Source organism: Bradyrhizobium huanghuaihaiense (assembly GCF_025200885.1).
GTDB lineage: Bacteria > Pseudomonadota > Alphaproteobacteria > Rhizobiales > Xanthobacteraceae > Bradyrhizobium > Bradyrhizobium huanghuaihaiense.
Window position 1 is genome coordinate 7,969,797 of the sequence record NZ_CP104172.1, and the last position, 24,523, is coordinate 7,994,319.

Sequence of the window (24,523 nt, forward strand, 5' to 3'; positions counted from 1 at the left end):
GGTCCCAGGTGATCGCGAGCAATCGCGAACACGATGCACCCAGAAAGAGCTGGTCGCGGGCCGAGATGCCTAGCTACATCTAGCGCGCTCACTTGGCGCGGGCGCCTCTTGGCGTTGGGACGGCGGTTGCCAGGACTCTCCAGATCAAGCGTCACGGACAAGTGCCGTAAGATCAGCTTCGAGCTTCGGTTGACGCTTGAAAATCGCATCTATCAGCGCTTGCGCCGGTTGTTCGGCGGCCTCAACCAGCGCCGCCTTCTCAGCCCGCGCAGAGGGAGCGAACACTCGCTTGACGACGGTCGGCGATCCCTTGAGGCCGCATTTGGAGACGTCTTCGATACCGGCATCGTGCGCACTCCATTTCACGATTTGGGCACGCGCGGCACGCAAGGCATCCGCCATCGCGCCACGCCGAATCTGATTCGTCGCCTCCAGCATGGTGATGAGACAGGGCAACCTCGTGTGCAGCACCTGGACACCACCTTCGGAGCGTCGTTCCACTTCAATCGTATGGTTGGCGAGATCTAACGATCTTACCTTCGCAACGTAAGTTAGCTGCAGTACGCCCAGCCGCTTTGCGATGCCGGGCCCAACCTGCGCCGTATCGCCGTCGATGGTCTGCTTTCCCGTGAAGATGAGGTTTGTCGGCCCATATTCCTTATCAATTTTTCGGATGGCTGTTGCAAGTGCATACGTTGTTGCCAGGGTGTCGGAGCCCGCAAAGCAGCGATCGGTGAGTAGGACGGCGCGATCGGCGCCATAAGTCAGCGCCTTTCGCAAGGAATCTTCCGCCGATGGCGGTCCCATTGTAAGCACGGTGATTTCGCCGCCGAACCGATCGCGCAGCTCCAGCGCGGCCTCGAGCGCGAAGAGGTCATATGGGTTGATGATGGTCGGCACCCCCTGACGCATGATTGTATTGGTCACGGGATGCACGCGGATCTGCGCCGAGTCCGGAACCTGTTTGATGCAGACGACATTGTGCAAGGTGTTGCTCCAAAAGTTGCGACAGCTGCGAAGAGCAGAGCAAGTGTTGTACCATCACCCGCCCCTTTGGAGTCGGCTTGCCTTTACACAGGCTTAGACCGGATCATCCGCCCCTCTAGCCCGCTCTTCCCGACGAACAATGCCAACATAAGTCAGGGCTGCGACAGCGCTGTTCCGCAGGACGCGCCAGCTGAGTGAGTCCAGCTTGCGACAGATTACCGCCGCTTATCGCTAGCGAGCCGCGAAGCGGTTTTCATTGAGCATTGCCGCACACAAAAGCGCGATGAGATTAAGATGAATCGTCATCGCGCTTTAGATCCTTTGTTTGAGCATGATCTTTTCGGAAATCCGCTTCACACTTTTCCGATGCAGTTCCGCAAGTGGGCGGGGGTTTCGCACGGGGCCAAGTTGCCGCCGAGGGCGGACCCGCTCCCTTCAGATCGCGATGAGATTGCCTATCGAAGATCGTCCTCATATAGCTATTTGGCAGCAGCACTTCCGGCCGATGTCGTCGTTCAGAACCGCTTTATCTCGATTCCATATTTCCTCAGCGCGTAGCCGATCTGGCGCGGCGTTAGTCCGAGCAGGCGCGCTGCTTTTGCCTGCACCCAGCCAGATTTTTCCATGGCCGCAATGACCCGTTCGCGATCGGCCATCTTCGCGCCGCTAACGAGAACTGTGCCGGGAGGCCCCAGTGAGGCAAGTTCGCCGCCGACAGATTGGACCGGCTGGGTCGCTTCAGCTAGCGGAATGATGGACTTTGCGGGCACTGGTGGCGTGGGTGCGGGCTGCTCTTTCCTCTCGTCCGACGTGCTTTTCCACAGCATCGCGGAAAGGCACTGCCCGTGGTAGCATGCAAAGTCGCTTCTCACGATCGATGATCCGGCGCACAGCGTCGCTGTCCGCTCGATGCAGTTTTCGAGTTCGCGGACATTTCCCGGAAAGCCGCAGTTCATCAGTACATCGATCGCACTCGCCTCCAACGTCAGAGTACGGCCGTTCTCGTTATTGAAATTTCTGAGGAATTCCCTGGCAAGCTGAGGAATATCACTGCGTCTTTCGCGTAGCGGCGGCAACAGTAGGGGAACTACGCTGATGCGATAGTAAAGGTCCGCCCGGAACTCGCTCCTTGCGACAGCCTCTTCAAGGTTCTTGTTGGTCGCAGCTATCACTCGAACATCGACCTTAATAGTCTGGTTGCTGCCGACGCGCTCGAACTCCTGCTCTTGCAAAACGCGCAGCAACTTCGCCTGGAACGGAGCTGAGATCTCGCCGATCTCGTCAAGAAACAGCGTTCCTTTGTCGGCAAGTTCGAAGCGTCCCTTGCGCGAGCTGAACGCACCGGTGAAGGCGCCTTTCTCATGACCAAATAATTCGGATTCCAAGACGGTCTCAGGAAGCGCCGCGCAATTCAGCTTAACGAACGGGCGCTTGGCGCGGGACGATGATTCGTGAATGGCCTTGGCTACGAGTTCTTTTCCGGTGCCGGATTCGCCACGCAGCAGAACTGTGCTGTTCGATCTGGCTACAACCGCAATCTTCTCGAGCAGCCCTCGCAGCGCCGGACTGTCGCCAATGATCCCATGGACGTGTAGCTTCTTGCGCTCCCGAGATGGTTGCCTGAGCTCTAGTACTTCCTTTTGTAGCCGGTCTTTCTCCGCCATCAGTCGTTCGCGATCGCAGGCGAACAAGCGGTGTAACTTCACTGTTTGTCCCACCAGGTTGGCGATCATGGCGAGCAGTCGCGCATCGTACTCAAGCCGGAGACTCGACCTATCGTCCCGGATGCGGTCGACCGTCAGCGTACCCACGACCTTCCGATCAATGCGAATGGGAACCCCGATGAACGACACTGGGATACTATCCGAGGCGCCGAGCACCTCCCGGTCGGCAGCGCTGAATACCGGCTCGGCGGCCACGTTTTCGGCGAGAAGAGGCCTGTCCGTCGCGATGATCTGGTCGATTGCGTTCCGCGGCAGTCGCATCCGGTAATGTTCGTCGCTGCCTTCGCTCCAGCCGTCGCCCACTGTAATGTCCGGCATGCCGTCCTCGTCGAACAGTGAGACGATGCCGTGTCGCATCTGCACAAACGATTGCAGAAGACCAACAACGTTGGCCAACGTGACTTCGAGCCGACAAGGTGCGGTAAGAATTTTCGATATCTCGAAGATACCGGTGAGTGCGCTCTCACGCAACGGCTCCCCCGGGAGCTTACCCTCCGGCTCAGGTTGCGAGGCAGATCTTTCGTGTGAGAAAGGAATATCCAGCATGAGGCGGCCTCCGTTGTGTTGATCGTCCTCCCTGGTACCCTGTCCTGGTTGGCGAGCTTCGTTTTGCATGTCACTCTCGATCTAACGCCAAGTGTTGACGAGATGACGTAGAATCGTAAGACCTTTTCATGGCACGACGATAAACTTACAGTGTGCCTTCATTCATTTTTGCGGATTGCGTGCGCATCGTCAGCGGAGAACATAAGTGCCGCTGCTGCAGCTCAGTTTAGCTGCGTCGCTAAGGCCGGCCAATTCACAGATGTTGCCCACCATTGACCGGCACCTCGGCCCCCGTGACATAGCTCGCCGCATCCGAGCACAGGAAGAAGATGACCTTAGCCACTTCATCCGGAGTCCCCACTCTGCGCAGCGGGATACTTGGCACGAGACGCGCTTCTGTGTCGGGCGATAACATGTCCGTCCTGATTTCGCCTGGAGCAATCGCATTCACACGAATGCCATGCGGCGCATAATCGTGTGCCATTTCGCGTGTGAGGCTCGCAAGCGCAGCTTTCGACGTTGCATAGGCACTGCCGGCAAACGGGTGCACCCGCGATCCCGCGATCGAGGTCACGTTCACGATCGATCCTGACGCGGCTCTTAGCTCGTCAAACAAACCCTGGGCCAGCAGGATCGGGGCCACCAGATTGAGATGGAACACCCTCATCCAGGTCTCGGTTGACGTCGTCAACGACGTCAACCGATCGCCAGCGGGCGTTTTTGGCGAGACACCGGCATTGTTCACTAGCGCGTGCAAAGGTGCACCGGCCAAGCGATTCTTGACCTCAGTGATCGCGCGCGGCAGCATTCGATGATTGCTGAGGTCGATCTGAACATGATCCTCGTCCCCTGCGTGCCAGGGACACCGCTCGCCGTCGAACGGTTGACGCGCGCAAGAAATGATGCGCCAGCCCGCCTCCGAGAACAGCTTGGCAGTGGCATGACCAATTCCGCGTGATGCTCCGGTGAGCAACATGGCCTTCTGTTCTCCGCCATGAACGCGGGCTTTATCGGCGTGCACGGGGCAACAAAAATCTGTTTCGGGCAGCGAGCCTGTGATCAGATCGACGTTTGGCAGATCGAGACCCACGCCCGCCTCCTCTCCTGTTGCGCGCCGCACGCGTAGCAGGATTTGGGCCACCGCGATGCAGGTAAATCCGTTTCCGTTTTGCGTCCTAATGTCGCGCACGCGGAATACTTGGCGGGTTCAAGACACGGAGCGTTTGTTTTGTGACAGTGACGGCGCATCAGCTACGTAATGTCACGAGCACACTTGCCTGCGTCAAGACCAGGCTGCAAGCCGCATGTTATCTCCTGATTGCACAAGCGGAAGAGCCAGCGGAGGCCAGCGCCTCTCGTCGAAGCAACGATCGATCAGGATAATGGCCACGGCCAGTAGCCGCGTTAGCTCGAAAACTGACGTTACCAGCTTCGTACGTTAGGTTCGCCGGCAACTGATGCCGACTTCATCGCGTCCTGCGCTGTCTAGCACTGGCACACCGCCGGGCGGATTGATTCCGGATCACGACCTGGCGTGCTGACGTTTCCGGATCCCGAGAGCGCCCGTCCGCACCTGCGAGCGCCCGACCGCCACGACGGAACTCGCCGGCTGAACGGCGACCCTTTCGAATGTTCATCCGCGATCGACGACTGATTAGTTTCGACTTGCCGGTCCCCCGAGGCGAAGACGAAGAAGTGTTCCACTTGTTTAACGCGGCGGCAGCACGTTGACGCCATTGTTGTCGACGTCGAGCTTTAGCACGTATCGTTCTGGTCTCCGCTGGAAAGCGGCAGAGCATCCCTTTGGACAGACAATTGCCGCCCCGAAAAGAACTGCCAGTACCGCTGGATGCAAAGAGCGGCAATCAGGTCGATCAATCGGGCTACGACTTTCATGAAGCTACGAAATCTTTCGATTTTTCTTCAATCAAGATCAATCGGCTCGGATCATTCAAATCGAATTCTATAACGCGTGAGGCAAAGAGACGCGCGTAGCGGGTGAAGGCGCTCGTCGGGGGAAAACGGATCACGGTGTCGCAGCGCGCAAGGAGATACATTTCGATGAGGGCGCAAAAGCCGCCCTCGGCTCCGAGTGCCGCGTTGTGCAATGGCCCAGCCTGAGGCGCCTGAAATCGTTTTGGGATCGTGAAAACATCAGGGAATATAGTCGAAATCTTCTCAACGACGAGCGCGCTGTCCGTGCAAAGGAAAGCCCTCACGGGTTTTGCGTGGGATAACCCCCTTGCCTTATCAATGGCATTACAGACCTGTCGCAAGGCGCGCTCCGGGTCAGCCCAGTAGGGCGCATGCCCCATGATATCCTCGCCGTTGCCATGCCGGACATGGATGCCGATTACGCTGTACGATTCAAAGTGCTCGCGGTAGATAGCATCAATCCGGGCCTGAATTTGAGGTTGTGGTTTGACGCTCCGAAAGATTTCTCGTTCGGCCTCCTGATCGCAGCGCCACATCAGGCAGGCGTCACACACAACCGTGTTAGCGTCGCTATCTTTTTGACTTTGGAACAGTTGATCGAGTTCGTCGCGTTCCCGGAAAATCTGCTCGTCCGGCCGATAGACGCAATCGATGGATGGCTTGTTCCACCATGTCGGGAAAAATGGTCCCGGAAATGAACACTGGTTGATCTCGTCACCGCAAATCACCCGCACGCCAGCAATGTCTTGAACCGGTTCGAAGAAAACTGGAAAGGCATTGGTGAATGGGTCATCGAGATAACAAGATCCCCGCCAATCAATGGCCAGCGTCCGCCCCGTCTGCTTTGCAAAACGCCAGGCTGCCGCCAGTGACCACAGGCAATCGCCGAACCCCGTACGTCGCCGGGAAACGACGAACCGGTCCTTCCTCGAGCCGCTAAGCATCCGCATTTCCTCTTCCCGGGCTCCTGGTTGGACAACAGACGCCATTGCAGAAATCTCACGTATCATCTCGTCCGAGCCCATCGCCTGAAATCGCGCCGCCGGCGAGCTGCGTCGGTAGAACTTCATAGCAGCGCTATCCCTGATCTGCCGCGTTCTCTCGAACTTTCCATTTCTTCCTCAGCGGTGTTGCGTCGACGTGCCCGGAGTCGGGTGCCCGATGACCCCTGTGCGTCGGATGGCCTGGCTCCCTCACTTGCAGGCATCGGCAGGCCATGCTCATGACGGCTATGTTTCGCTTTTCACCTTATTGTGGCCGCACGCCGCTCGCGGGGGATGCAGCCGAACGCGGCGCTGCTCCCAGACGAACCGCAGTTCCTTCACGAGATCTTCGCGTTTGGCCTGGTCCAACATGGTTGTGTCGAGAAGATCACCGAGCGACGCCTCCCCCTCGATCCGCATCAGCAGCTCGAAAAGCTCATGTGATATGCGTACGCCGTCGCCGCCCGAATGTCCCGTGCGGATCTCGCAGACCGTTTCCTGACGATCTTCCGCCACGTGGGAGCGGACTCGATGAAGCGATGCATACGGCGGTAATGAAACGCTCAATGTGCACCAATCCTGCAGCGCTGCCGCGCGCTTGCTGACGAGGAATGGTCCAACGACAAGTCCGTCCAGGTCAGTCGTCAAAAACGTTACGATCGCGTCGGCAACAGAATCTACGATCGGTTCAGCATTGTTGTTAAAGGACGTGTTTAGAAGAACCGGGATGCCGGTTCGCTTCTTGAATGCATTAATGACATCCCAATAGGCAGGGTTTGAGTTGCGCGAGACCGTTTGCAGCCGAGCAGTACCATCAACATGGGTGACCGCACCGAGCACGCTATGGTGGGCCTCACGCACACGAACCACGAAGTTCATGAAGGGAAACTCACGCTTGCCGCCTGGGAGCTCAAAGAACTCACTTGCATCCTCCTCCAGCACGGATGGGGCAAACGGACGATAGCCCTCACGCTTTTTGACCATCGCGTTGATCCGGTTCTTGTTTTCTGCCGGCCGGGGGTCCGCGAGAATGCTGCGATTGCCAAGCGCACGTGGTCCGAACTCAGAACGGCCCTGAACCCAACCGATCACAGCACCATTTGCCATCCAGTCAGCCGCACTGGCTGCGATGTCGTCACTGCGTCGAATATCGAGGTGGCCGGACCATGCATTGAGCTCGTGTTCCACCGCTTGCTCGGTTCCGAGATCAGGCCCCCAATAGACCTCCCGCTGTCGCTCGCGCGGCGCAGGCTGGCCCAGCTCGTTTGACATCATCAATGCAGCGCCGAGGGCGCAACCGGCGTCGTGTGCAGCGGGTTGAACGAATATGTCCTCGAAAAGCCCCGAATAGAGTAGCTTACCGTTCACCGTACAGTTGTGAGCAACCCCTCCAGCCAGACACAAACGCGCCATACCCGTCGCTTCGCGATGGTGCCGCAGGATGTGAAAGATGATCCGCTCCAGCGCTTCCTGCAGCGTAGCGCTGACATCTCGATGCTGCTGCGTGAATGGCATGCCCTTTCGCCGGATCTCGATATTGCGGATCAGGGCCGGCCCTATACGGTCCAGGTGGAGGCGATAGCCACCGTTGTCCAACAGTTCATAGAACTGCGCGAAGAGCTCGCGATAGGGAGCGGGGTCACCATAGGGGGCGAGCCCCATGACTTTGTACTCGTCGAATAGTCCATAGCCGAGATATCGGATCGTCTCGAGATAGAACAGCCCGAGAGAGTCGCTTTCTGGGAAGCTTGCGAGCTGCGTAATTTCGGTACCAGACCCCACCGCCAGTAGACCGGAACAAAAATCGCCTCCGCCGTCGACCGCGAAAATGAGGCTTTGCTCGAACCCGGACATCGCGAACGCACTCGCGGCATGGGCTTCATGGTGATTCACGAATGAAACCCGCGACGCATCGACATCGGTACCGAACACCTGTGCCAGCAGATGCCGCGCCAACAGCTTGGCGTTCAACTCAACCGGCCGAGAAACAAACTGTTGCTCGAGCATGGCGTTGCAGTAGGCTTCGGTTGCATAAAAGGCGATCCGGTCGATATCGCCAAGCTCAACGCCTGCACTAGAAAGACAGTATCGGATCGCGTTGCTCGGGAACTTGTTGGAATGCTTGACCCGATTGAGCCGCTCCTCTTCGACGGCAGCGATCACGCGGCCATCCCGCACAAGGACGGCAGCGCCATCGTGCAGAAATGTATTCGGCAACTCAGGCGAACTTTCAAAAATTCTGTCTAGACCACCACTTATTCCCAGACACAACATCTCGCTCTCCATTTGATCATTACGGAAAGGCCAGCTGCCATTCCCCCTACGTTATCTGTCCTGTCACGCTCCGGCGGCTGCAAGGGACAGACAGCACGCCCAAGCGTCCAAGTCCGTCTCCTTGCTTAGCGCCTATTGAGGTTGTGGCGTCTCGAACCAACAGGCCCTACTCCCCGGCTTGATCGCCTCCTTTAGCAATCAGCGCAGCCGCGAGGGTTCGAATCGCCTCATGCTGCGGCAAAGGGCATCGAGAGCCCGCATTCATCGAGTTTGGTCTGCTCTTGCGGCACTTCATGTCAACGGAGCAGGCGCCGCCGAAGGAGTGCCGTCGACACGAAGAAAGGAAATACTGCGTACATGCACAGCGCGGCGACGTGCAGAGCAGCGTCGCCGGCGCCGCGCTCAAGCATCACAGGCCGAATGAGGTCGACAGAATGTGCGAGGGGCAACAAGCCGGCGAAGTGCTGAAACGAGCTCGGCAATTGGTTCATCGGAAAGACCGCGCCACACAAAAACATCATAGGCGTTAGCACAAGCGTCTGGTAGAACACGAAGTAGTCGTAGCTTGGTGCGAGAGATATGACGACCATCGCCAGGCTGGCGAAGACAAGGCCGGTAAGGGCGACAGCTGGCATTGCATAGAAGATGGACGGCCAGGAGGCATAACCAAGCGTGGCAGCGACAGTGCCGATTGCTGTTCCGGCGAGAACGGACTTGCTGGCCGCCCAGACCAGCTCACCTAACACGATATCGCCAAGCGTGAGCTGCGTGGACAGGATCGCCTCCCAGGTGCGGTTCATGTCCATGCGTGCGAAGGTCGCATAGAGAGTTTCGAAGGTCGCGGAAGTCATCGCGCTGGTCGCGACCACGCCCGCCGCCAGAAACGCGACATACGAGGTACCGTCGACGCTCCCCACGATTACGCCAAGGCCAAGCCCCAGGCCGAATAGATTGGTTAGAGGATCTGCAAGGCTTCCGAGTACCGACGCAGGAGCGACTTTCCGCCACGCAAGACAATTTCGACGCCACACTGAGATCCAGTTGTACGCGTTAGCCGGCATCACCGCCGCATAGTTTTCACCCATCGATCATTTCTCCATCTCGCGCCCGGTCAGCTGCAAGAACACGTCTTCGAGATTCGGCGGGCGCTGCAGAACGCGAAGGCCCGCTCGCCCGCGCAGTTCCGCGCGTACCTGCTCCGGATGTGCCGCATAACAAAACAGCGTCTCTCCACTCACTTCGACGTTTCGCGTATGAGGCCTGATCAGCTCACTGAGCTCATGTGGATTACCACCATAGATCTCGATCACGTCGCAGCCGATATGCTCGTCAATCAAGGCGTCAGGCTTGCCTTCGGCGATCTTGCGTCCCCCCTCAAGCACACACAGCCGATCGCATAGGCGCTCGGCCTCTTCCATGAAGTGCGTCGTCAAGAGAATCGTCTTGCCACGCGCAAGCAGAACTCGCAGGCGTTCCCAGATCAGGTGACGTGCATGTGGGTCGAGACCGGTCGTCGGCTCGTCCATCACGAGCAGGTCGGGGTCATTTATCAGTGCGCGCGCCAGCGTCAGCCGCCGTTTCATGCCGCCGGACAGCTCGGCGACACGCACATCCGCCTTGCTTTCGAGGCGCGCAAACTCGAGCAGCGAGGGAGCGACCGCCTCGATCTTGCGGGCGCTCATGCCGAAGTAGCGGCCAAACACCCGCAGGTTCTCTTTTACGGTGAATCCTAGTTCGAGGTTGTCGAACTGCGGCACCACGCCGATTCGCACACGTGCTACCCGGGCACGTGCAGGTACAGGCTCATTCAGGACTGTAATCTTGCCCGCGTCCGGCGAGATCATGCCGAGAAGCATACGTGCAGTCGTGCTCTTGCCAGCTCCATTCGGCCCGAGCAGGCCGAAGCATTCTCCGCGGGCAACCGACAACGACAGCTCATTGACGATGAGCTTGCCGCCGAATGACTTACTTACCCCGGCAAGGTCGACTGCTACGGTGGACATGTTCACCTTAGGCCGGCAAAAGTCGTTCAGCCGACGATGGCTTCCCTACGACCGTTTTGGTCCAGAGCAGGCCGTCGCACCACACATGTTCAACGCGTCCCCATTCACATGCCGCGGCAGCATCGGGGAAGAAGCCACGTCCGTGGAGGTTGGCACTCGTATTACAGAGCAGCGGAATGCCGGTAAGTTTTTCAAATTCGACGAGAAGCTCGGCGACTTTGTGCGGAGAGTTGCGGGAGATTGTCTGTAGCCGCGCCGAACCGTCGAGATGGACGACAGCGGGGACCTTGTCGCGCCATTCCGCGCGGGTCTGGTGATCGAACAGCATGTAGGGATCTGGCGTACCGGGGCTGAAAATCTCCGGCGCTCGATCCTCCAGACAGATCGGCGCCACCGGTCGGAAGTACTCGCGACGCTTGATGTCGTTGAGATGATCCTTCATTGCCGGGGAGGTCGGGGCTGCAACAATGCTTCTGCCGCCCAACGCCCGCGGCCCAAGTTCGGCGCGCCCGGAAAGGAAGATAACCGGCTTATCGTCCGCGAGAATCGCCGCAAGTTCACGCAGACTGCACGGCGCCGCCTCCCAATCCGGCGGAAGCTCGCTGTCCTGCAGGCCCGGACCACTGTAGACTGACCATTCCAATGGCCCGAAGCCATTTTGCGCCGCCATCGCGCCGCAAGCAGCGCCGATTGCCGAGCCGCTGTCATTCGGAAACGGCGGCACCCAAACATCATCGAACAATCCAGTCGCACGAAGCGCGCTGTTCCACTTGATGTTGAGACCACAACCTCCGGCGATACATAGATTTCTCGCTCCCGGAAGCGACGAGTGTTGCAGTAGAACCACCGCCATTTCCTTGACAAGAAGACGTTCCACGAACACATGAAACGACGCGAGGACGTCCTCCGCTCGCTTCGCTGTCAGGCGCAAAGCGCTTGCCTCGAAGAAGTCGTGCAGAGCTGCAAGAGACGCTTCGGGATTGTTGATCTCAGCGCGGCAGCGACGAGCCTCCTCCGTGTCAGCGGCGAAGCGCTTTTCATAGAGCTCCTGAAAGACTGCGACGATGCTTTCGTCGACAGAGCCAAGCGCGATGTAAGCCATCAGCTTGCCGGCGATGCCCAAATCCCAACTGGAGCGATTCGGCTGCCTGTACGGGCCGAAGTGAAGGCCCGCGGCAGCATAGGCATGTCCGATCATCGGAAACAGGGATGCAATCAGCCGTGCCCCCCGAGGTTCGACATAGTAAAGACGTGGAAAGATGCAGCCGTCCCATACCAGACAGAACGCGGGTTTTCCCGCGCCGGCAAAGGGACTGGTGCTATATGCTGATGCGACGTGGCCTGTGACATGCGGGTAGCTCTTATATGGAAACACCTTGCCTCTGAGGATCAGGCCAAAGCCGTCCACGGAATCAAGAAGGCCCTCAGCATGGCGCTCGACATATGGTGCCCCTTTCAGCGCGATCGGCACAGCTCCGCTTAGGACCTGGAACTGCGACTCAATCTCCCCATCCCAGCCGTCGATGACGAACTGATCGATATCCTGCGGGTCCAGGCCGTGCTCCGCCAAGGCGAGCACGACTGCATCGAGATTCTCGACGGATTGGTAGCGTGGACCGTTGCCGCGCTTCTCTTGCTCGGTGCAAAAGACAAGCCGCCCGTCCTCGACGACCGCAATTGCCCCGTCATGTGTTACTTTGATGCCGCAGATACGCATACGATCCCCTGGTCTAGTGGTCCACGTTTGATTGATCTGACGAGTGACCCGGCTTCTGGAACCGGACGATCAAGCAGTCTTCGTTGATCGACTCGGTGTGGCAGTGCAGACGTTCAACTTCCGACAGTCCCTCGTTGAAGAGAGCGATCACGGTTTCTGCACCAGCAGCATGCCCCCATCGTTGACACGTGGCATCCCGTGCCGACCCGAAAATCAGAGCTCCATTTGGCGCAAGCATACTCACCAGGTTGCGGATAGCCGCATGCATCTCGACAATGTCCTTGAGGTAGTAAAGAACCTCAGCCACGACGATCAAATCGAACTGTTCAGTGGTCGAGAACCGCTGAATGTCGCAGTTCACCCAGGTGATATGTGACCACTTCCTGGTTCGTAGTCGTGCTCGCTCGATCGCCTGCGGCATGACATCGACAACGATGAGCCGTTCGCATAGCGGAGCCAGCATGTCCGTGAATGCACCGGCTGCACACCCTACTTCGAGGGCACACGAAACATCTCCGTTGCAACGCGACATCCGGAGCATTTGCGCGTATCGCTCCTGTTCGAAGGAACTACTGTCGAGCCGCCATGGATCGTCGACAGCCAGCTCTCGCACTAGTAGCTGATGGTTTGCGTCCTGAATCATGAGCCAATTACTTATTTGCAGGCAGTCGAACGATCGCTACCGCAAACACTCTCTGTTGCCGTCAGGCTCGATGGAGACTGGGAAATCCTCGCCTTACGACTTGTACTGGACATTCCCCATTTACTTGCAGCACTTCGTCCCGCGTTCGGGTGCAGGATGACAGATTCCTTTTCCCCTTCGACCGGGACATTGGCGACCTTGCGCGATAGCCAATCGCTGTTGCTCAATGTACAAAGCGCATAGGCCTTCAAAGGAAGTAAGAGAAAGATATTGATCGGTGTGTGGAGCGAGAAGCCGAGAAACCGCAGTTCGCGAGCACGAATGGCTGCCACACTGCACCGGACCATGGTCATTGCTGCAATCGTCAATCCCGTCCACCAGGGTACAGACCCTACGATTAGGACCTGCGCGACCGCAGCCAGTGATGAAAGGGCGAGAAGCAACGGACCGAGATTTTGCCCGATAACGTCTAGCGTCAGATAGTTATCGAGCTCCGGCAGCAAGCGCAATGCGAGAAACGTATCCCGGAAGGTACTGCGGGCCCAGCGGAGTTGCTGACGTAGATATGGCCCAAGGCGGTCCGGGACGACCGTTGCTGCGATCGCGTCCGAGACGTATTCGGTCCGAAAGCCCGCCTTGAGCATGAGGATCGTTAGATGGCGATCCTCGCCGAAATCGCTCGGCTTTCCACGGAAGAATTGCGCTTCGTATTGATCAAGAAGCAAGGCGAGCGCGGAGCGACGATACATGGCACATGGACCGCAGCAGCACATGACGGCACCGAACCGCGCCTGGGCCGCGCGCTCTTCGTTGCACGCCAACCAGTATTCCATATCGATCAGCCTGGTTAGCCAGGTTTGGCTACGATTGCTCGCAATCAACTGACCCATGGCCGCGCCGATTTGCGGGTCACGCATCTTCAATACCAGCTTCGTGACAACGTCGGCGGCAAGTATCGTATCCGAGTCGACGTTGAGCACCAGGTCACCGGATGAGCTACGTATCGCAGCGATCTGCGCCTTGCGTTTTCCAACGTTGTTGGCCAGCAGGATGACGCTGAATCTCGGATCGTTCGCATAGATTTTGTGCACGGGCGCGACAAGGTCACGATTTGCAGATCCGTCGTCGACCACATAGACCTGTAACTTTCCGGTGTAGTCTTGACTCGCAAGCGACTCCAGACATTCGGCGAGCGTGACTGGATCCTCGTTGAAGCACGGCACGATGACGTCTACACTGGGAAGGACCACCTCCGATCCTTCCAGGTTGTCGTGCAGCGATGAGCTAATCGCCGGTTGGGCATAAAGCGCTTGCGCGCTCTTGTAGATGGTCGAGAGCAACGCATAAGACGAAACAGTTACAGCACTGGTTGTAGTGAGCAGATCCATAGGGTGTCAGTTTTGGCTCAGTGGAGTTGAGGGAGTGGACGGATTACAAACCCGCGCCGTTGTAATGCCGGGATCAGATGTGACAGGGCCATCGCGGTCTGATCGCGCAGCGTGGCATCAGTGCACGGTCGCTCCTCATCAGGAGGATATCCGTCGTGCAGGAGCACAATTGCACCCGGACGAACACTCGCCAGTACTGAATTCACAATTCTATCGACACCGGGTCGGGACCAATCTCTTGGATCGACGGACCAGTGCACAGCTGTGAGACCGGCGCTCGCTGACACAGCGAGCACATCCTGCGTCCACATGCCGTAAGGTGCTCGCATGTGCCTGGGTGAGGCCTGCGGGCACGCCGAACGGATCGCCTCGCTCGCCGTCAGAAGTTCATCGCGTACTTCCGCTGGTCCGCATCGGGATAGGTCCGGATGCGTCATCGTGTGGTTCGCAACCTCGTGCCCTTCCGCGATCATTCGTCGAATGAGTTCAGGTTGTTCGGCCGCGTACGTGCCGATTACGAAGAACGTCGCCGGAATCCCATGTTGCGCTAGGACATCGAGCACCTCTGGCGTGTAAAATGGATTTGGCCCGTCATCGAACGTTAAATAGACGGGGCGACTTCCGGCCGCGTCAGCATAATCGCAACGGACAGCAGATAGGGGGAGATGCTCTTTCACAACTCAGGCCCATTCCGATCGATCATTGTCCCCGTCGGCCACTCGCTTATCGAGCGTCCGACCGGGAAGACCAGGACGATCACGTCTTCGATGCGGATCGGCGACAAGTTGGGATAGACATCGGGACGCGTGGAGCAGACGCGAATGCCAGACATGAGGGTGGCGAGCCCCCGCCTTTGGACCAGTCGGGTCATATGTTTCTCAAGCGCAGGCCGGACCGTACCAAAGCCGAACGGAACCCCAAGCTCATGCAGTAGCGGATACGTCACGCGCATCGCGTGGCTGACTCCCAGCCCTTCGAGATCCGGACGCACCGCATACAACCCCAGTTCGGCAACGAGGAGATCGACACCACCAATCTTGATGAAGCGGCGAAGTAGCCCGAGGTGAGCGGCTACCCCGCGCGCGTCGTAACCGATAACGCGGACCTCAGGCCTCGCTCCGGCCCAACTTCGGCTGCCCTCAAATGGCTGCGCATTGAACGCACCTGTCGGCCCGTAACTCTTGCGGAAGAACTCGGCGAGTTCGGCATGATCGGTAAGCTGCAATTCGCTTTCCCAGCGACAGCTCCACTGCACTTGAGCGCGTGCAGGAGGAGCTTCCGCAGTCCGGGATACGGCAATATTCATGGCGGGCTTCCTTGCGCCAGTGGAATGAAGAGCGGAAATGGTCACTTGAACTCGCTAGTCGCCGAAGCGCTGGTCGACAGTGAAATGCGCTGCTATGACCCGCCGGAGCGCGGCACTGCCCGCCTGCACCGCGCCGTGCGCCTTCGCTCGCGATGAAGCGAGCGCATGGTTCGCGCTCGTGATCCGGCCAACGCCCTGCGCGAGATACGCCGAAAGATGCCGACGAGGCGATTGGACTGGTGAGAGCATGTCTGCACCACGGAGCTTTTCCGCTTCGTCTAGCATCGCTGTCGGCGCTTTAACGTCTGAGGGCTGGTCTTCGATGCGCGGGGCCTCGACGATGGTGCATCGGAGTGGCATCAGCTCACAGTGGTCCTTATGCATCTTCTACACGCCGTGATTGCGGTGGACAGGCCAGCCATCTGGAGAGCCGCCTGAATTACTTGGCATCCGCAATCTGCGCCTGCCGCTATGTCGCGACACTAGAATGCCGCTGAACGCACTCTCAAGTGTACGCGGGTAAACCTGCAATATGGAAAGGGATGAAACACGCATACCAACGTTTATCGAGGTGCGCCGGACGTCTTGCTCGAGCGAGCTTCGCACAGAGAAGACGCTTCGCGGCTCGCACGGCGCGCCCATAGCCGCTCTCGAAACGCAAGCGGCGGCAGCTCGAACGTCCAGGAGTTGCTCTCTCAGCCCGCGTGAACGAGCAGCAGCCATCGTCATATGCCCGATTACTTTTTCAAACTGATGTTTGCTATCCAACATCCCGCGCTTTGGTAAAATCGATAGTTCCGATGGAACACATCCACCCGATGGATAGACTCACAAGATGCGGTTCAAGGGACTTGATCTAAACCTTCTCGTTGCGCTCGATGCTCTGATGACAGAACGCAACCTCACAGCGGCGGCGCGCAAAATCAACCTGAGCCAGCCGGCTATGAGCGCTGCGATTGGGCGGCTGCGCACCTATTTCCGCGATGAGCTATTTACCATGAGAGGTCGCGAGCTCGTCCCGACACCTGGCGCGGAGGCGCTTGCCGGTCCGGTTCGCGAGGCGCTGCTGCACATCCAACTCTCAATCATATCACGGGACACTTTCGACCCGACTCAGTCGAGCCGACGCTTCAGGATCATTCTCTCCGATTTCATGACGATCGTCTTTTTGCGCAAGATTGTGGACCGTCTTGCACAGGAAGCTCCCGCGGTGCGCTTCGAATTGCTGCCATTTTCCGATGAACCCGATGAGCTGCTCCGCCGGGGCGAGGTCGACTTTCTCATTCTGCCGGAACTGTTCATGTCGAGCGCGCATCCTAAGGCAACGCTGTTCGATGAGACCCTCGTATGCGTGGGATGCCGCGCGAACAAGCAGCTATCGCGGCAACTTACGTTCGAGAAATACATGTCGATGGGCCACGTTACGGCGAAGTTCGGACGGGCGCTCAGACCAAACCTCGAAGAATGGTTCTTGCTTGAGCACGGCGTCAAGAGACGCATTGAGATCGTTGTGCAGGGCTTTAGCCTGATTCCGCCCATAGTGTTAGACACGCGCCGTATCGGCACAATGCCCTTACGACTCGCCAAACACTTCGAACAGCGGATGCCACTGCGGATCGTCGAACCACCGCTCCCGCTGCCCACATTCACCGAGGCTGTGCAGTGGCCTGCATTCCAAAATACCGACCCGGCGAGCATCTGGATGCGGCGGATATTGCTGGAGGAAGCATCCAACATGGCATCTGGGCCTCAGGAGCCTCCAACTCGCCGGCGCTGCTAGAACCATCAGCGGCTCTCGGCACGTTACAAATACGCTAACAATCCTTCGACATGCTCGGCCGCTTTCGTCACTTCAACGTCTCCGGGGCGAAGCTGCCAGAGATGGCGATTGGTTGCGAAGACTTGCCGAGTAGCGAGCGTAGTGACCTCGAAGGTCCGGTTTGGGGTGCTTGCACCAGCGACGTCCGGCACTATCGCGGCAAAACACGCTTCCTCCGGTGCAATAATGTTTGCCTTGCCCGATAAAATCGCTTGAACCGCACACTGCGTCAGGTTGTAGGCTGGCCGCCGTGACTAACGCTGCGCTACGCGACCGTCGACTGGACGCTTTGGCGAACTCACGGCGCTGGCCGGACACTGGGTTGATCTACCATTAACCAACTGACCGGGTCCCGTTGCGTGGCTCGCTGGAAGCAGCGAGGCCGATCAGCTTCGGAACTCCTGACGGTTTCCGGCCGCTGCTGGCCGGCCTACTGCCTTGCTCTCTATTGTTGCGGTCATTTCGCGAGCGTCTTCTCGCGATCGCACGATGGAACGACGTCCATTCGGGTGAGTGAGTAGGACCTCTCCAGACGCAGCCCTCACCGCTCGTTGTATGCGCCGCAATTACGTTCGTGCCGGATAAGAAGACATGCGTTTCAAAGGTCTGGATCTAAATCTCCTCGTCGCGCTGGATGCTCTAATGACCGAGCGCAACCTCAGCGCAGCGGCACGCAAGATCAACCTTAGTCAGCCGGCCATGAGCGCTGCCGTCGCCCGGCTTCGCTCCTATTTCCGTGATGAGCTGTTTGGAATGAGGGGGCGGGAACTCGTCCCGACCTCACGCGCAGAAGGACTCGCAGCTCCTGTGCGCGAGGCTCTAATGCACATTGACCTCTCAATTATCGCGCGGGACGTGTTCGACCCAGCTCGATCGAACCGGCGATTCAGGATCGGCCTTTCTGATTTTATAACAATAGTGTTCTTTCGAAATGTGGTGGAGCGCGTTGCGCGAGAAGCACCTGCCGTCAGCTTCGAACTCGTCGCGCTCACTGATGAGCACGATGAGCTTCTCCGCCGCGGCGAAGTCGATTTTGTTATCTTGCCGGAATTATTCATGTCCACCGCGCACCCCAGGGCGGCTCTATTCGAGGAGAGACTCGTCTGCGTAGGTTGCTGCACCAACAGCCAACTGCTACGGCGGCTCACATTTGACCGGTATATGTCCATGGGCCACGTTGCGGTTAAGCTCGGAGGCGCGCGCAAGACGCCGGTCGAGGAATCCTTTCTACTCGATCTCGCCCTCAATCGGCGCATCGACATTCTCGTGCAGAGCTTCAGCATGATCCCGCCCCTGCTGGTAGGCACGAACCGCATAGGGACGATGCCATTAGGGCTCGTAAAGCATTTCCAACGAACGATCCCCCTTCGAATCGCCGAGCTCCCGCAGCCATTCCCCGCCTTCACTGAGGCGGTCCAATGGCCCGTGCTGCACAATAGCGACCCGGCAAGCCTGTGGATGCGAGAGATATTGTTGCAGGAGGCTACCCGCATGTCCACTGGACAAGAGCCCTTCATCTGCACTTCGGAACGAGCGGATGCTGCCGGAGATTCCGCACGATCTGCCTCGCCGTTGTCGTAAAGGACGTCCGCAAAGATGTGCGAACCTCATATCTCAACGAATGTCTCAACGCACAGCGATTTGGGTTCTCCTCGCTCGAATTCATGGTCGTTCCATAAAGATCGTCGCAGCGGACGGCTCTCATGACGACGTTGTGTAGGTCTGCACGCGACGTGCGAGCGGCGGTGGACCGTTGGCCTGCTTTTAGAAAAAGGGACGTACGTTGCACCTGGCCATCGTGCGCACCTGCCTCGATACAGCAGGATCGGCGCTGAACGTCGTCGTCAACTCTCCGAATCAGTAGTGGCTCCCGACGAGCGGAGACGGTTCTTCGTGTTTCGGAGTCGTACCACCATCCCCAGCGAGCGTCGTGGTCATCGATCATGCACATGACCACGATCTCATGCGCTGTCCAAGCAAGCATCGCGCCCGCGTGTTGCCCTGTCGCATCAGCCTGGAGTACATCGCATCTTCGTCGCCCCGCGCCGCAGGTCTGACCTCTTTTTGCCCTAACGCCGCCAAACGTCTTGACGACGTGCGCTGCCATGACGCAATGACGAACAAGGAGCTGAACGTTGGAGCAATGCAGCGGCGTTTTCGATCCGGAAGAGCTTTCCGCCCTGGGAAACCTTTATGATAGTGCGGTCGCCGCACTACCCCCATCCATGCAAACTCCGGAAAATTGCACTGCGATCGCCAAACTCATCTTGGAGCGTACAGCGGCTACCGATGCTCAACTGGCATGCCTGACGAACTTGTTGATCACCATTTCCCCTCAGGGTTGATCCCCCGCCATTCTGAGGATAGTCACCACTCTCGCGCTGGAATGGAAGACGATCCAGCTAGAGCTTTGAAATACCTTGAATCGCACGTGACGTCAGGTTGTAGGCTTTGAAATTGAGCAACATGAGCAAAGCTACACCACGAAGGCGTCGATTGCGCATTGGCGAACTTGCAGAGGCGACCGGAGTAACGGTACGCACGCTGCATCATTATGAACACACCGGGCTCCTGGCAGCTTCAGAGCGTACTGACGGTGGCCACCGGATGTACGACCGCGAAAGCGTCCAGCGCGTTTACCAGATCCGGGCGCTACGTGAGCTTGGCTTCTCGCTTGTCGAGATCCGTAAAGCTATGGAGGGCACGACCTCACTCACTGACCTTCTGCGCAAACATCTAGAGCGGATAGAACTTCAAGTCACTCGGGCAACTCTGTTGCGAGATCGTTTGCGCAACATGACCATCAACAGCGAGATCCAGGTAAGTGTGGATGAGCTGCCTGCCACCTTGAATGCCATGTCGCGGGTCGAGACGCGTAGTCAGACGTCCCGATGCAGCTGCAAGTTGGCTGCAGACCGCGAGGAGCGCTGGCGGCGGATCCGCGACGACCTGCGTGATTGTATGGATCGGGGTGAGCACCCTTGCGGCGAGCGGGCAAAAGCTGTCGCAGTTGCAGCACGCCTGCTAATCAGCGAAATCGCCGGAACCGATTCACGGGTTTCGATGATCCTGAAGGTACTTGCACGATTAAGCGCTCCCCGTAGTCTGGCTGGTTGGGATCCCTGCCTCATGCAATATCTCGATCTCGCCCTTGGCGGGTTGGAAGATCAGCCGTACTTTGGCTGATCGGCGGCTCTGATGCTGGCCGACAGTTTTACGGATTCGACCGGACAGATCGTCATGGCCTCGCCGGTCCCGGGCTCGTTGACGCCTTGATCGAGACTCCCTTCAAACGGGGCTTGAACCGCACGTAACGTCAAATTGTAGGCTCTTACGTGGTCGCAACGCACGCTTCGCTTGGCAGGTGGCCTCGACCTGCAGGCACGTCTGATCACAGCTGCTGGCGTTTTATTTCAGATGAGCATTGGGAGCTCTACAATGTTAAATAGGCATTACGCTTCTGCTGCGAGTACAGCGCTTCTCTTCTGCGCCCTCGCCTCGCCTGCGCGCGGCTCCGAAGTCAAGATTGCCGTGGCTGGCCCGATGAGCGGAAGCAGCGCTGCGTTCGGCTTGCAAATGCGCGATGGCGCGGCCGCGGCGGTCGAGGCGTTGAACGCGTCGGGCCTACTTCCCGATACCAGGGTGATTATGAGTGTCGCCGACGACGCCTGCGACCCGAAGCAAGCTGTCGCAGTCGCGAATAAGCTCACAACCGAGCGGGTACGGTTGGTAATTGGCCATTTTTGTTCCTCGTCGTCGATCCCAGCCTCCGACATCTATGCCGAAGCAGGCATCATTCAGGTCTCCCCCGGCTCGACAAATCCACAACTAACAGAACGAGGCCTTCAGACCGTCTTTCGCATCTGCGGCCGCGACGACCAACAGGGCACCGCTGCCGCTGAGTACATTCACAGGAACTACCCTAACGCCAAGATCGCAGTGCTCGACGACAAGAGCACCGCAGGCAAGGGTATTGCCGACGTGGTTGAGGCACAGCTTCAGAGGTTCGGTGAACAAGTTATTCGGCAAAGCTACGTAGCCGGCGAAAAGGATTACAGGGCGCTGGTCTCAAGAATGAAGAAGGATGGGGTGCGCGTCGTCTATATCGGCGGCTATCATACCGAAATCGGCTTGTTCGTGCGCCAGGCATCAGAGGCAGGAGCGGGCCTCATCGTCATGGCGAACGATCCGTTGATGACCTCTGAGTTCTGGGCCATTACCAGCACCGCTGGAAATGGCACGTTGTTTACCTTCATGCCGGACCCCGCCAAGAACGCCAATGCGGCCGGCGTGGTAGCCGGACTCAAAGCTTCCAACCTGTCCGCTGAGGGCTACACGCTTTACGCCTATGCCGCCGTGCAAGCATGGGCAGAGGCGGTGAACCGGACCGGCTCGCTCAATGCTGCGCGAGTGGCCAGCGCACTTCGTTCACGGGCGATCGATACCGTGATTGGGCCAGTCCGGTTCGATATAAAGGGAGACAATGCGGTTCCTCACTTTCTGGTTTACCGCTGGCGCGACGGCCGTGTTGAAACTGTCGAGCAGAACTGATTGATGTCAACGCCGCCTCCCCGAACCCGAAGTGACACGGATGATAAGACGCCCTCAGGACATTGGAGCAGCGATACTCGCAAGCTCTCTTATTCTTGCTGCTTTCGTTGCATTCGTCGCGTTCGCTGCAGCCCTCGCAGAGCTGCCTGATGTCGAACTGAAGGAGGCGCTGCGTCCCGCCATAGACAAATAGTAGCCCTGTCTCGCTGATCCGGGCTCGCAGGCACATGACCTCTAAAGCGCCCCAATTGTTCTAGGTTCGGGCATGGACGTTTCTGCGGCCAAGCGTTGGGGCAGGCCCAGGAGAGGAGAACGCGAAGCTAAAGATGCTTCTGGTCGAGCACATGCTCGGTGTGGAGGCGCTTCGCCACCTCTTTTCAAAGTAACTGCCGGACCGCCATCCACGCATTCTCGTGACCCAATCACACGTGCAACGGCAGATCCACGCATCCAAAGAGAAAAGCCTAAGCCGTCAAATGAGGAGCAACACCTCTTTGAGGGCGACGGCATGAAGCAACCAGGGCTCGCCGCCCCGGCCATAATCGGAGATTGATCGAGTGAAGAGTGGCCTTCCTTCAAGACTAACGTGCGGCATTTTCGACCATTTGGATGACGACGGTCGAGATGCCGCACGACAATATGAAGATCGTCTCAAGCTGGCGGAGGTCTGTGATTCTCTGGGCTTCTACGCTTATCACCTGGCCGAACACCACTGCACACCTCATGGCAGGGGGCCCTCGCCGAACCTCTTTCTATCAAGCCTCGCGCAGCGCACCCGGCAATTGCGCTTTGGTCCGCTCGTCCTGTTGCTCAACCTTTATCACCCATTGCGCGCATTCGAAGAGATCTGCATGCTTGACCAGTTGAGCGGCGGCAGGCTCGAACTCGGGATCGGCCGCGGCTCCCAGCCGATCGAATGGAGCTATTTCGGCATCAGTGCAGAAGCCGCACCAGGCCGTTATACTGAAGCCAGCGAAATCCTGAATATTGCACTGAAGGGACCTACGCTATCCTATCAGGGACACCACTTTGAGCTGAACGAAATTCCCTTAACCTTGAGGCCCCATCAACGTCCCTATCCACCGACCTGGATCGCCAGCAATCGGGCCGAGTCGGCGCAGTGGGCCGCTGCAAATGGCGCCAATCTGGCGTGCATAGGCCCCGCCTCTGTTGTCCGGAAAGTTACGGAGGCCTACCGCTCCCAACGAACCCACACTACAACCGCACACGGCCGCGAGCCATTTCTCGGCCTGCTCCGCATGGTCGTAGTTGCTAAGTCTGACCAGGACGCTCATGCGGCGGCCAAAACTGCGTATGGGCGATGGCTGGAGAGCTTCAAGTTTCTTTACGACCTGAATGCCATTCCGGCCCCGCCTGCCCTTCCGCTGACCTTCGAAGCAGCACTTGAGAGCGAACTGTGTGTCGTTGGAACGCCAGCCTCCGTCCGGCAGCTTCTTCTTCATCAGATGGAAGAGGCGGGTGCCAACTATTTGCTTTGCCAGCTTGCATTTGGAAATCTTCCGCTGGAGATCTCCCTGTACACGGCAACCGCAATCAAAGCTGAAATTCTCGATAGCTTTCGTGGCTAATGTCTACATTGGGGAATCATATGCTTGGCAAGGAGACTGGCGTACCGAGGTTTGTCCGAATGCGATTTTCGTTGTCGTTTGTCCTGGGCGCGAACGCGATCGTCAGCCTCAATGGCAACGATCAAACATTCACCGTTCCTGACGGCGCTTCTCCTTACTTCGGCACATGAAACTCGGCGTTCGAAGAGAATCTTTCCGTTCTGTGCGCGCTTTACGCAATGGACTGTCGGCGCGGGCGAACCGGCGGCGGTGCCGTCTACGTCGGCAACGGCAAGATTGTGCGGTCGATGTTGGAAACGAGCGCTATTGTGGCATCTACATCGAGCAAGGCGGCCGCATAAAAGGGGACTGTCACCTGTATGCGGCCAACCGGCGGCACGCTTGTAGTACCGGCGGACAACAGATGGAGCCTGACGCTTGATTGGCCTGCCAACTTCTCAGATGCGAAGCCACAGGCGCTCATGGTTGCGGGTAGCCTGGTACAAATTATACCGGAGAAAATCGGCGATATCTGACCCGCCTGCCGCTTCTATTTGGGAGCGAGCTTTGGCTTAGGTAGTGTTTGCGAGCGTTTATCAACTCATCCGCAGGGGACGCTCTTCGTCCGCTTCGATCATCAAGGCCAGCGATTGGGTCATCCTGCATCTGCGGGAGCCGGAGCTGGTGGATAGTCGGCGTCGAGATTCCATGCCCTTCTCTTTGGCTTACGCCGATCGATGGAGTTTTTGTGACACCCTCGTGACATCTGAAGTCCAATTTCGAGGTATTCGCTGCGATTTTTGTCTTCTCTACCATGGCCGGTCATCAACGAATCAGCCGGCTGGCCTCAAGGCCCTTAAACTCACTGAACCAAGAAGCGGGAAACACTAAGCAGTCCATTTAGGCGATGAGATTGCGCGCGTACGCGATCCACGAACTGAATGCATCCCATCAACACTTTCGATTTTACCAATTTCAGCCAAATACCCCATAAGTCGATCGCCGGTTTCCGGAAAGCACATTTCACGAATGTCGTGTGACCATGGATCCTTTTTGCTTTCTGCATAGTCGCAGGCCGA

17 protein-coding genes are annotated in these 24,523 nt (G+C 58.0%); 5 read left to right on the forward strand and 12 right to left on the reverse strand.

Going from position 1 to position 24,523, the window contains the following annotated elements; all coding sequences use genetic code 11:
• Nucleotides 1–144: 144 nt before the first annotated feature.
• The 12 genes from N2603_RS37540 to N2603_RS37595 all read right to left on the reverse strand — a co-directional run bounded on the left by N2603_RS37540 (nt 145) and on the right by N2603_RS37595 (nt 15,506).
• Nucleotides 145–987 carry an electron transfer flavoprotein subunit beta/FixA family protein gene (locus N2603_RS37540; protein ID WP_260386126.1) on the reverse strand — a complete coding sequence of 281 codons (843 nt, stop codon included), beginning with the start codon at nt 985–987 and terminating at the stop codon, nt 145–147.
• A 515-nt stretch (nt 988–1,502) separates the two neighbouring features.
• Nucleotides 1,503–3,257 (reverse strand): nif-specific transcriptional activator NifA, encoded by a 1,755-nt coding sequence (gene nifA, locus N2603_RS37545; RefSeq protein WP_425248944.1) that lies wholly within the window; start codon nt 3,255–3,257, stop codon nt 1,503–1,505.
• 253 nt (nt 3,258–3,510) lie between these two features.
• The gene (locus N2603_RS37550; protein WP_260386129.1) at nt 3,511–4,347 is read right to left on the reverse strand and encodes an SDR family NAD(P)-dependent oxidoreductase; all 837 of its coding nucleotides are present in this window, start codon (nt 4,345–4,347) and stop codon (nt 3,511–3,513) included.
• 802 nt (nt 4,348–5,149) lie between these two features.
• Nucleotides 5,150–6,262 carry a nodulation protein NodZ gene (locus N2603_RS37555; RefSeq protein WP_311740754.1) on the reverse strand — a complete coding sequence of 371 codons (1,113 nt, stop codon included), beginning with the start codon at nt 6,260–6,262 and terminating at the stop codon, nt 5,150–5,152.
• Between the two features lie 159 nt (nt 6,263–6,421).
• Entirely contained in the window at nt 6,422–8,449 is a 2,028-nt protein-coding gene (locus tag N2603_RS37560) for a carbamoyltransferase family protein (protein WP_260424350.1), read from the reverse strand.
• Nucleotides 8,450–8,745: 296 nt separating this feature from the next.
• On the reverse strand, nt 8,746–9,534 hold the full coding sequence (locus N2603_RS37565) for an ABC transporter permease (RefSeq protein WP_260386130.1): 789 nt from the start codon (nt 9,532–9,534) through the stop codon (nt 8,746–8,748).
• A gap of 3 nt (nt 9,535–9,537) precedes the next feature.
• On the reverse strand, nt 9,538–10,458 hold the full coding sequence (nodI, locus tag N2603_RS37570) for a nodulation factor ABC transporter ATP-binding protein NodI (RefSeq protein ID WP_425248945.1): 921 nt from the start codon (nt 10,456–10,458) through the stop codon (nt 9,538–9,540).
• A gap of 1 nt (nt 10,459) precedes the next feature.
• Nucleotides 10,460–12,169: a nodulation protein NodU gene (gene nodU / locus N2603_RS37575; protein WP_260386132.1), complete on the reverse strand. Its 1,710-nt coding sequence runs from the start codon at nt 12,167–12,169 to the stop codon at nt 10,460–10,462.
• Between the two features lie 13 nt (nt 12,170–12,182).
• On the reverse strand, nt 12,183–12,812 hold the full coding sequence (nodS, locus tag N2603_RS37580) for a nodulation methyltransferase NodS (protein ID WP_260386133.1): 630 nt from the start codon (nt 12,810–12,812) through the stop codon (nt 12,183–12,185).
• 11 nt (nt 12,813–12,823) lie between these two features.
• A complete protein-coding gene (nodC, locus tag N2603_RS37585) occupies nt 12,824–14,200 on the reverse strand; it encodes a chitooligosaccharide synthase NodC (RefSeq protein ID WP_260386134.1) in 1,377 nt (458 codons plus the stop codon).
• Between the two features lie 17 nt (nt 14,201–14,217).
• Nucleotides 14,218–14,877 (reverse strand): chitooligosaccharide deacetylase NodB, encoded by a 660-nt coding sequence (gene nodB / locus N2603_RS37590; protein ID WP_260386135.1) that lies wholly within the window; start codon nt 14,875–14,877, stop codon nt 14,218–14,220.
• Nucleotides 14,874–15,506: a NodA family N-acyltransferase gene (locus N2603_RS37595; protein ID WP_260386137.1), complete on the reverse strand. Its 633-nt coding sequence runs from the start codon at nt 15,504–15,506 to the stop codon at nt 14,874–14,876. The genes nodB and N2603_RS37595 overlap by 4 nt, the downstream gene beginning before the upstream one ends.
• 835 nt (nt 15,507–16,341) lie before the next feature.
• On the opposite strand from N2603_RS37595, the gene nodD1 reads away from it, so the two are divergent.
• From nodD1 to N2603_RS37620, 5 genes are all read left to right on the forward strand, one after another.
• Nucleotides 16,342–17,286: a transcriptional regulator NodD1 gene (nodD1, locus tag N2603_RS37600; RefSeq protein WP_260386138.1), complete on the forward strand. Its 945-nt coding sequence runs from the start codon at nt 16,342–16,344 to the stop codon at nt 17,284–17,286.
• 630 nt (nt 17,287–17,916) lie between these two features.
• Nucleotides 17,917–18,906, forward strand: coding sequence for a transcriptional regulator NodD2 (nodD2, locus tag N2603_RS37605; protein WP_260386139.1), 990 nt, complete (start codon nt 17,917–17,919; stop codon nt 18,904–18,906).
• A gap of 885 nt (nt 18,907–19,791) precedes the next feature.
• Nucleotides 19,792–20,511 carry a MerR family transcriptional regulator gene (locus N2603_RS37610; RefSeq protein ID WP_311741572.1) on the forward strand — a complete coding sequence of 240 codons (720 nt, stop codon included), beginning with the start codon at nt 19,792–19,794 and terminating at the stop codon, nt 20,509–20,511.
• 252 nt (nt 20,512–20,763) lie between these two features.
• On the forward strand, nt 20,764–21,876 hold the full coding sequence (locus N2603_RS37615) for a branched-chain amino acid ABC transporter substrate-binding protein (protein ID WP_260386141.1): 1,113 nt from the start codon (nt 20,764–20,766) through the stop codon (nt 21,874–21,876).
• A 557-nt stretch (nt 21,877–22,433) separates the two neighbouring features.
• A complete protein-coding gene (locus N2603_RS37620) occupies nt 22,434–23,465 on the forward strand; it encodes an LLM class flavin-dependent oxidoreductase (RefSeq protein WP_260386142.1) in 1,032 nt (343 codons plus the stop codon).
• Nucleotides 23,466–24,523 lie beyond the last annotated feature (1,058 nt).